Source organism: Sphingosinicella sp. CPCC 101087 (assembly GCF_004151485.1).
Classification (GTDB): Bacteria; Pseudomonadota; Alphaproteobacteria; order Sphingomonadales; family Sphingomonadaceae; genus Allosphingosinicella.
On the sequence record NZ_SBFF01000008.1, the window covers coordinates 284,554 to 293,297 of the forward strand.

Sequence of the window (8,744 nt, forward strand, 5' to 3'; positions counted from 1 at the left end):
GGCTGCCGTGAAGCTTTCGACCCATGGCATCTTCCAAGCCGTCAGGCCCATCGGGCCGGCTTGAGAATGCTCCAGGCTCAGCCCGTCAATTCGCTTGTCCCCCACACGCGCCCGGATCGCCGCAAGCCTAGCCCGCGGCCGCGATCCTTTTGTGAGCGCAAGGTGACAGTCTGATGACATGGCAAGGGTCCGCATCAAGCTCAGAAATCGATCTGCGCGCGGGCGCCGATCACGTCGACCGTGTAGCTCCGATCGCCATCAGCCGACGGAATCGCCGCATCGTCATAGCTCATCCGCGCATAATTGAGCAGGAAGCGCACATAATCGGTTGGAATCCAGATCAACGAGGCCTGCAAGCCGTCCTGCGTCCCGCCGACGACACCATCCGAGTTGAGGTCGAGACGATCGTATCGCAGGTTGACCTGGAAGGCGCCGGCGCCGCCCTCCTCCACGGGATTGGCGACCCGAGTCCGATCGAAGCGCCCGTTGCGATAACCGCGAGTCTCGCCGGTGATGAACCAGCCGATCTCGGCGTAGCCGCCGAAGAAGGTCGGGTCCGGTCCCGGCGGCAGCGTCTCCGCCATCAGCCAGTGCAGTTCGCCCGCAAAGTGGAAAGGCCCCCGCAGGATCGCGGCTTCGAGCCCGTAGCTGGTCTCCTCGCGCACGCCGAGTTCGGGAGTGGAGATGAAGCGGACGTCGGTGCTGTGGACCAAGGGCCGCTGGCGATAACGCGTAATGCTGGTGCCGGCGACATCGCCTGTGTCGCGCCAATGCGCGGACGCGCCAAGATGGAGCCGCGTCGCGCCCACTTCCGGAGAGAAGACGACGCGCCCGTCCACGCTCATCGAATTGTTGCCGTCGTCGCCGAGATCGGCGACATTGTCGGTGAAGACGCCCGCCTGGGCGATGAGATCGCCCGTCGAGACGGTTCCCGACAGGCCCATCCTCCGCTCGAAGTTGAAGGCGTCGGTGAAGGCGGCCCGCTCCACGAAGGACGAGAAGCGGGAGCTGGTCAACTCCTCGAGCGACTGGAAGTTGTTGTGCTGGCCGACGGTGAGCTCAACCGCGTCGGACGCCTCATAGGTCAGGATGGCATCGGTGACTTCGACATCTTCGCCGGCGAAGTCGAGCTCGAAGGTATAGCCGAAGCCGCCGGGAATGTCCCCTTCGACGCCGAGCCGGGCACGTCGAAGCTCGTTGGAGAAGCCGAGGCCCGGATCGGAAATGCCCGCCGGGCTTGAAACGTAGGCCGCGTCATATTGAAGCCGGCCCCGCGGCTTGAACGACCAGCCGCCCGGAGCGGTGAATTGCGGCGCACCGCGGAAGCGGATTTCAGGCTCCTCCTCTTCCTCGCTCTCCGGCTGCGCTTGCTGGATCGACTCGCTCTCCGGCTGCGCTTGCCGGACCGACGCGGCCGCTAGAGGCTGGCCCTGCAACGCCGGCTGGCCCCGACCGCTTTCCAGCGCGGCGAGGCGCGCCTGGAGCTCGGCGACCTGGGCCCGTAACGCCGCGACTTCCGAAGCGACGTCCTGCGCCGACTGAGCCCGGACGGGGACGGCTCCGGCCAAGGCGGTGGCCGCGAGCAGCGGCAGAGATACGTTCCTGATCATCGGTCCTCGCTCGATCGGGGCGGCGCTGCCCGCCGACCTGTGACAGACATAGGAAGATGCGGTGACGAACAAGCGTCATCTAAGTGACACTTTTATTACAACGCCGGACTTGGGCTCTGCGATGCATGGGGCAGATAGACGCGGACCGACGTGCCCTCTCCCTGCCTGCTGACGATCTCCAGCCGGCCACGGTGCCGCAGGGCGATGTGCTTGGCGATGGCCAGGCCCAGGCCTGTGCCGCCGACGGAACGGCTGCGGCCGGCGTCGACGCGATAGAATCGTTCGGTGAGGCGGGGGATATGCTCGGCCGCAATGCCTTCGCCCTGGTCGATCACCCGCACCCTCAGCAGCCCTGCGCCGCCCTCCTCCAGCCGGATACGCACCGGCGTGCCGGGCCTGCCATAGTTAAGCGCATTGGTGACGAGATTGCGCAGGAGCTGGCCCAGCTGAGCGCGGTCCCCGGGGACGATCGTGTCGCGCGCGTCATTCTCGACGACGATCTCCGACGCCCGCGCCTCCGCCAGCGATCCGAGGCTCTCGCGAACGCCTTCGGCGACCCGAAGGAGGTCGACGGGATCGGATGGGGCGGCAAAGCGCTCGGCCTCGATGCGCGACAGGGAAATGAGGTCGTCGACCAGGCTGCGCATGCGGGTTGCCTCGTCGAACATTATCCTGACGAAGCGGTCGCGGGTCGCCGGATCGTTCGCCGCGGCCTCATCCTGCAGGGTCTCGAGGAAGCCAAGCAAGGTGGCCAGGGGGGTGCGCAACTCATGGCTCGCATTGGCGACGAAATCGGCCCGCATCTGCTCGGCGGCGCGGGCCTGGCTGAGGTCGACCAGCCGAACCAGCCGGCTGCCGTCGGCCAGACCAGCCACCGTCATCGCCCATTGTCGATCCGGCCCTCCGAGGCCCACCAGCTCGGTCCGGGTCGGCACGGCGTCGGCTTGTGCCGGGGGACCGGTCAGCAATCCGGCTGCGGCCGGATGCCGGAGGGCCAGGCGAACGTCGGTACCTTCGATGTGGGCGCCGAGCAGCCCCCGGGCCGCACGATTGGCCACCAGCACGCGCCGATCGCGCACCACGAGCATCGGCTCGTCCACCGCGCGCAGCAGCTCCGCCAGATCAGCAGCCCGAGGCTCGCTCGCACCGACCGCGGCGGAAGGCGCGACGGCCGCGGGGGGCTCGCTGGGAGCGGGCCGCACCAGGGAGCAAGCGATCGCACCGGCGAGCAACGCGAAAAGCGCCGCCGCCGGAGGTGCACCGAGCAGCAGCGCGCCGGCAACGCCACCGGCCCCCAACGCAGCCGCCGCCAGGATCCCGATCGCCGCCCTGCCCTTCATCTCTTCTCCATGATCTCAGACGCGCCTACTCCACTTGACCCGAGAAATGGAGGTGCAAAGGCTCGGCCGCTCCCTGGCGGTCTAGCTGCGCCAGTAACCCGCCGCTACCGTCGCGCGATCGAACGCGCGTTGCGCCGCGAGGAGACTGTCCGCCGAATCGCTTCGAAGGGCGAGACGAGCATCGTTGATATGACCAAGCCGGTCCTGCAGCGACTCGATGGCGGCGAGGAAGCGGTCCCGCCGCGCCCGATGCGATTTGCCTGCGTGAACATCGGCGAGAAACTCGGCCGAGTAGCGCAACTTCTTGACGTCGATCCGCAGCTTGTGGCGCGAGTCCGGGTCCAGGGCCGCGATGCTGGATCCTCGGTGTTGCACCTTCTCCCAAAGCCGGTCGAGCCGATTGCTCGCGAACGGACCGAGGGGGTCGCCGGCACCGTCGCGAAAGCGCCAGGTCCCCGCCTCGATCCACAGTGCCAGATCGAGGAGCAGGGAGCGGACACGTGGCGAGTGCAACGCCGCCTCGACCCGTTCATAGGCCTGGAGGCGGCGACGGCGCAGCTCCGCCCCAACCTCTTCGGACCCCGCGATCAGAACGTCGAGGTCGCGGGCTTCTCCGAACTGAGCCGCGAGCCAGGCCAGCTCCGCTCGCAAATGCCGGAAGTCCTTTCCGGCCAGCGCCGGACGGAACAAGGCGAAGGCGGACCGCAGCCGACGCAGCGCGACGCGTGCCTGGTGCAGCGCCTCCGAATCGCGCCCGCCGGACAGCAAGACGATCTCGTTGACCCGAAAGTGCCGGAGGCAGGCATAAGCGATCGCCTGGAAGGCAGCCCGCCGCTCCATATCGTGTCCGAGCGCCACCGGCTCGGCTTTCGCCGCTGCGCCCAGCCTGCCTTCGGCCAACGCATAGCCGCGCTCCCCCTTGCTGAGGACGCCGAGCCGCAAAGGGACTGCCGCGCCGACCTCCTCGGCGAGGCGGAACAGGGATCGCGGCTTGCCGTGCACCAGTTCCAGCTCGAGCTCGCAGATCGGCGCCTCGGCATCGCCGCCCCTCACGCGTCCGACATCGAGCACCACCTCGATCCGGCTTTCGCGATGGTCTACCATCCAGCGCGTCCTGGAAACCTCCGTTCGGACCACCGGCAGCAGCGGGTCTGCCCCGACGGCGGTTAGGATGCGCTTCGCCGCCGAGCCCTTGAGCGCATCGAGCGCCGGCGCAAGCGCCGGAACCTCGGACTCCCACTCCCGCCGCACGAACAGGCCTACGGCGCCGCCGCTCTTGTGCTTGACGGTCTGGACGAACCGGTCGCCAGTCCGCCTCACCCTCAAAGAGTAGCCGGCCCGACGCAGCGCGCGGCCGGCCGTATCGAAATAGACCGTCTCATGATTACGGGTGTCGCAGGCCGACGATGCGAGAACCGGCGCCGCCCGGACGAGAGTCACGTCACCGGGATCGAGGTCGAATTTCAGTTCCACCTCATTCGGCATCGCAGCGCTCCGGCCGGTTACGAGCGCCCTATTGCGACACATATGTTACGTTTTCGGGTCCCCACGAAGTGAAGGTGGAAGCCGCTCCGGCTCGCAGGGGCCGATCGACCCGGCTCAGGCGCTTCGCGCCATAAGCTTCGCCGCCTCGGCATCGCCGATGATCAGCGGGCGGCACCAATGCCTGAGATCGCCAAGCTTGCCAGTGCCATCGACGACCGCCTCGAAGCGGTCGAATTCCTCCCAGGCCCCGTCAACCTGGGTGAGGACCGTGCCTCCCGTCGCCCGAACCAACGGCAAACCCCCGGCCACGTCCCACACGTTCGGTCGGGCGAACCGGGCAACGCGCAGCAGGCCGGCCGCGACGAAGGCGCATTCGATCGCAGCGGATCCGGTCTTTCGGACGTCCCACGGCAAGCCTTGGCCGCTCGTCAGTTCAGGTTCCCCAGCGAGCCATCGGCGCACCGTCGGATTGCCGATATGATCGATCCTCTCGCCCTCGAAATGGAGCCGCCCCCCGGCACGGGCATGGTAGACGCCCGCGCGGAGCGCATGGCTGGCACTGCACCAGATGGCGCCCGCCACCGGCCGATGTCGATGAAGCACGCCGATCGAAGCGGCGAAGAGCGGAAAGCCGTTGACGAAATTCGCCGTCCCGTCGATCGGATCGATCGCCCAGACAAAGTCGCTATCACGGCCCGGGCGCTCCTCCGACTCTTCACCCAAAATGTCGTGCCCCGGGAAGCGATCGGCCAAGCGCCCGCGAATGAGCATTTCGACGTTATGATCGACCTCGGAGACCGGATCGCGAAGCAGAGCACCCTCCGCCGTCTCGCCCTTATATTCCACGGCCAGCACCTTGCCGAGCGTCGTCTGGATCTCTGCGCCGGCAAGTCGCGCAAGCTCGACGGCGGTCCTTTCCATCTCGGCGAGTTGATCGGCAGGAAGGGGCGCTGCAACCATCATCTTCTCACCGGCTGGCCGGCGAGAGCCGGGCGATCGGGCGGAGCCAGTATCTGCACCGGCTCACACTCCAGACGGATCGACACTTTCGAATCCGGTTTCAGCCAACGACATTCGTCATCGATCCGCATCATGATCCCGCCGCCGAGAACGACGACCTCATGGCCGGTGAGGATTTCGACGGGCATCCGGGGATCCTCTCCGCTCTCCAGCCACCGCTCCATTGCTCCGCGGGCGGATTCGCCAAGGCAAGAGACGTGCAGGCGCCCGTCGCCGGGATCCGCGCCCGGCGCCAACCGCAGGCGCGGACCGGCGAGCGGAACATTCAGTATCTCGACGAGCAGAAGGTCGCCGGGCGCCTGTCGGCCTTCCACATGAATCTCCAAGGCGACGGGGGCAGCGATGCGAAGAGCATTGCGCAACGCCTCGCGCCCGGTCCGGAACTTCTCCTCGCCATCGGCACGGGGAGCCAAGCGCAGCGAGTCAGCGAAGGCGCCGAACCCGACGCCTTCGGCGAAGGCACGTCGCCCCCACGCCCCTTCAGCCGTGCCGATGTCGAAACGCTGCCGTCGGTCGAGATCCCAACCCGCGACGATGGCTTCGGGCGCTCCGGCTATGCCGAGCGAGCGGGCGATATTGTTGGCGGTTCCGGTGGGGATGATGCCGACCGGGACGGAACGGTCCGGAAGCATGGCCAGGACAGCGGCCACGGTCCCGTCCCCGCCGGCAATGACGATCAGATCGGTTCCGGCCGACTTGATCGCCTTCGCGTCGGCCGCCTTCCGATCAAGGCGCCGCACCTTCCATCCTGCATTCTCCAATGCGGCGGCGACCGCCTCGCCCGACGTGGAGCCGCCGCCGGCTCCGTCATGATGGATGAGTAGCACCTTCACGGCCGGCCGAACCGGCAGCTTGGCCCGAGGTTCCGTGTCACAGAGACACAATAATAATGTCATGGGACCTTGGCGGATTCGTCATCTTCATGTAACATTCGAGCCGCTGCACATCGGTGGAGGTCCGCATGAAGAAGACCGGCTTGCTCTTGTTCGCCACTATCGTCCTCGCCGGTTGCGCGTCGACACCTGGACCGATGGTCGAGGCCGACTATCCGACGGGTTCGCTCGGACTCGCCGCCATCGAGCGGGGCGACTGGACCACGGCAGAGCGCTTGCTGACCGAAGATCGGCGGGTTTCCACAAGCGATCCGGCACGGCTGATCAACTTGGGGCGCGTCTACATGGCGACCGGCCGCACCGGCGAAGCGCTCGCGGCATGGCGGCAAGCCCTGACGGCACCCAATCCGGTGAAGGTCGAAACGCTCGACGGGCGCATGGCCATGACCGACGAGATCGCCAAGGAGGCGCTCGATCGGTACCAGAGCGCGGTGGTGACGGCTGCGCGCTGATTTCGAGCGTTGCTACGCAATCTGGCCCCTTGATCGCAGGCGATGTGCGTTCGACCGCGCATTGAAGCCTGATCGACACATTTCGATGCTAGACCTCCTTCGGCAGTTCCGATGTGGAGGAAGGCATGATCCTGCGGAATCTCCTTGAAGGCATGGCGAGCCTGCTTCTGCTGTTCGCCAAGGTAACCCTGTGCATCCTGCTCGTCGGCTACGACCGGCTAGCCCGACTTGCGGGCGCCGGAGACGGCTCCGGATCACAAGGGGCCGATCCGAGCGCCGCCGCGGCGCACGGGCCTGGCCTCGTGCTAGACCACCGCTGATAGGCTTGCCCCGGCGCGAGCGGGTTCGGCCGGCGGTCTCAGCGTGACCAGCGAAGCGGCGAACTGGCGCGCGCTTGCCTGCCAGCTGAAGCTGCGGGCATATTCGGCGCACGCCGCCCGGTCACGGGTGAGCGCGCAGGCTATCGCCTCTTCGAGATTTTCGTTCATCGCGCCCACGTCCTTGGAAAGAACGTCGAGCGGACCCCGGGTCGGAAAGGCCGCCACCGGAACCCCGCAAGCCAGCGCCTCGATCATCACCAGTCCGAACGTGTCCGTACGGCTGGGGAATACGAAGACGTCCGCCGTCCGATAGGCGCATGCGAGCGCCTCGCCTCTCAGCGCGCCGAGAAAGGCCGCATCGCGATATTTGCGTCGGAGGCTGCCCAAGGCCGGACCGTTCCCCACCACGACCCTGGTGCCGGGATGGCGACTTTCCAGGAAAGCTTCGATGCCCTTTTCGACCGATACGCGACCCACATAGAGTTGAATCGGCCTGGGCAGATCGGCCAAGGCAGGGTGGGAAGGAAGATCCGGCCTGAAAGAGTCGAGATCGACACCACGACCCCAAAGCCGCGTCCTCGGCAGAGCATGGCCGTTCAGTTGCGCCGCCATGGATGATGTCGAAACAAGGATCGCCGCCGCCGGTCGGTGGAACCAGCGGATGTAGCGCCAGAACCATTGCGCCGGCAGTCGGGTCCGCTTCGCCAGATAATCAGGGAACTGGGTGTGATAAGCCGTGGTGAAGGCGAAACCCCGCGCCACACACCATCGCCGAGCCGCCACCCCGAGCGGTCCTTCGGTTGCGATATGGAGGGCGTCCGGATCGGCTGCGGCAATGCGCGCGTCGAGCTGGCGGCGTGTCGACAGCGCCAGACGGATCTCCGAATAGGTCGGACATGGAATCGAAGGGAATTGGTCCGGCGAAATGATCTCGACCCTATGACCCATGAGCTCGAGCTCGGCGCGCACCGACTGCAGGGTCCGCACGACGCCGTTCACCTGAGGCTCCCACGCATCGGTGACGATCAGGATGCGCATCAAGCCGCCGCCCGAACCGGATCGGCCGGAGAGCGGGCTGCGATTTCGTCGGCCCAGTGGAGGATTTCCATTCGGCCGTCCTGATGCTCGACGAGGGCGGTGCAGCCTTCGACCCAGTCGCCGTCATTGTAATAGACGATATCGTCGAAGCGCCTTTCCTCGGCGGTGTGGATGTGGCCGCACACGACGCCGTCCACCTTGAGGCGGGCGGCCTCGTGCGCGACCGCCTCCTCGAAGCGGGAGATGAACTCCACCGCATTCTTGACCTTCTTCTTGGCGTGCTTGGACAGCGACCAGTAAGGCAGGTCGAACCAGCGGCGAACGGCGTTCACCACCAGGTTCAGGCGCATCAGCAGCTCGTAGGCATTGTCGCCGAGAAAGGCGAGCCAGCGATGCGCCAGCACGATCGTGTCGAACTCGTCGCCGTGCAGGACCAGGAGCCGGCGCCCGTCGGCAGTGGTGTGGATCGCCTTGCGGCGGATCTCGACCCCGCCGAAGTTCAGCCCCGAAAACTGCCGGAACATCTCGTCGTGATTGCCCGGCACGTAGATCACCCGCGTGCCGTGCTTGGCCCGCTTCATCACCC

The 8,744-nt window shown here is 66.7% G+C and carries 9 protein-coding genes; 2 read left to right on the forward strand and 7 right to left on the reverse strand.

Annotation, left to right across the window (positions count from 1 at the left end):
- Positions 1-200: 200 nt before the first annotated feature.
- The 5 genes from EKM57_RS14440 to EKM57_RS14460 all read right to left on the reverse strand — a co-directional run bounded on the left by EKM57_RS14440 (position 201) and on the right by EKM57_RS14460 (position 6,288).
- Positions 201-1,610, reverse strand: a complete 1,410-nt coding sequence (locus EKM57_RS14440) for an OprO/OprP family phosphate-selective porin (RefSeq protein ID WP_129793198.1) — start codon at positions 1,608-1,610, stop codon at positions 201-203.
- Between the two features lie 95 nt (positions 1,611-1,705).
- Positions 1,706-2,950 carry a cell wall metabolism sensor histidine kinase WalK gene (locus EKM57_RS14445; RefSeq protein WP_129793199.1) on the reverse strand — a complete coding sequence of 415 codons (1,245 nt, stop codon included), beginning with the start codon at positions 2,948-2,950 and terminating at the stop codon, positions 1,706-1,708.
- An 81-nt stretch (positions 2,951-3,031) separates the two neighbouring features.
- Positions 3,032-4,435 carry a CHAD domain-containing protein gene (locus EKM57_RS14450; RefSeq protein ID WP_165357458.1) on the reverse strand — a complete coding sequence of 468 codons (1,404 nt, stop codon included), beginning with the start codon at positions 4,433-4,435 and terminating at the stop codon, positions 3,032-3,034.
- A gap of 114 nt (positions 4,436-4,549) precedes the next feature.
- Positions 4,550-5,356, reverse strand: coding sequence for an inositol monophosphatase (locus EKM57_RS14455; protein ID WP_243451059.1), 807 nt, complete (start codon positions 5,354-5,356; stop codon positions 4,550-4,552).
- Positions 5,357-5,394: 38 nt separating this feature from the next.
- Positions 5,395-6,288 (reverse strand): diacylglycerol kinase family protein, encoded by an 894-nt coding sequence (locus EKM57_RS14460; RefSeq protein WP_165357460.1) that lies wholly within the window; start codon positions 6,286-6,288, stop codon positions 5,395-5,397.
- Between the two features lie 128 nt (positions 6,289-6,416).
- Between EKM57_RS14460 and EKM57_RS14465 the strand changes: the two genes are divergently transcribed.
- Positions 6,417-6,800 (forward strand): tetratricopeptide repeat protein, encoded by a 384-nt coding sequence (locus tag EKM57_RS14465; RefSeq protein ID WP_129793203.1) that lies wholly within the window; start codon positions 6,417-6,419, stop codon positions 6,798-6,800.
- Positions 6,801-6,925: 125 nt separating this feature from the next.
- Positions 6,926-7,120, forward strand: coding sequence for a hypothetical protein (locus tag EKM57_RS14470; protein ID WP_129793204.1), 195 nt, complete (start codon positions 6,926-6,928; stop codon positions 7,118-7,120).
- On the opposite strand, the gene EKM57_RS14475 is transcribed toward EKM57_RS14470, so the two are convergent.
- On the reverse strand, positions 7,106-8,158 hold the full coding sequence (locus tag EKM57_RS14475; RefSeq protein WP_129793205.1) for a glycosyltransferase family 1 protein: 1,053 nt from the start codon (positions 8,156-8,158) through the stop codon (positions 7,106-7,108). The genes EKM57_RS14470 and EKM57_RS14475 overlap by 15 nt on opposite strands.
- Positions 8,158-8,744: UDP-2,3-diacylglucosamine diphosphatase (locus EKM57_RS14480; protein ID WP_129793206.1), on the reverse strand; the 587-nt coding region annotated here is incomplete at its 5' end. The genes EKM57_RS14480 and EKM57_RS14475, both read right to left, overlap by 1 nt.

Coding starts and splice junctions, on each gene's coding strand:
- EKM57_RS14440 (WP_129793198.1), bottom strand. CDS start 1,610: ATGATCAGGAACGTATCTCTGCCGCTGCTCGCGGCCACCGCCTTGGCC.
- EKM57_RS14445 (WP_129793199.1), bottom strand. CDS start 2,950: ATGAAGGGCAGGGCGGCGATCGGGATCCTGGCGGCGGCTGCGTTGGGG.
- EKM57_RS14450 (WP_165357458.1), bottom strand. CDS start 4,435: ATGCCGAATGAGGTGGAACTGAAATTCGACCTCGATCCCGGTGACGTG.
- EKM57_RS14455 (WP_243451059.1), bottom strand. CDS start 5,356: ATGGAAAGGACCGCCGTCGAGCTTGCGCGACTTGCCGGCGCAGAGATC.
- EKM57_RS14465 (WP_129793203.1), top strand. CDS start 6,417: ATGAAGAAGACCGGCTTGCTCTTGTTCGCCACTATCGTCCTCGCCGGT.
- EKM57_RS14470 (WP_129793204.1), top strand. CDS start 6,926: ATGATCCTGCGGAATCTCCTTGAAGGCATGGCGAGCCTGCTTCTGCTG.
- EKM57_RS14475 (WP_129793205.1), bottom strand. CDS start 8,158: ATGCGCATCCTGATCGTCACCGATGCGTGGGAGCCTCAGGTGAACGGC.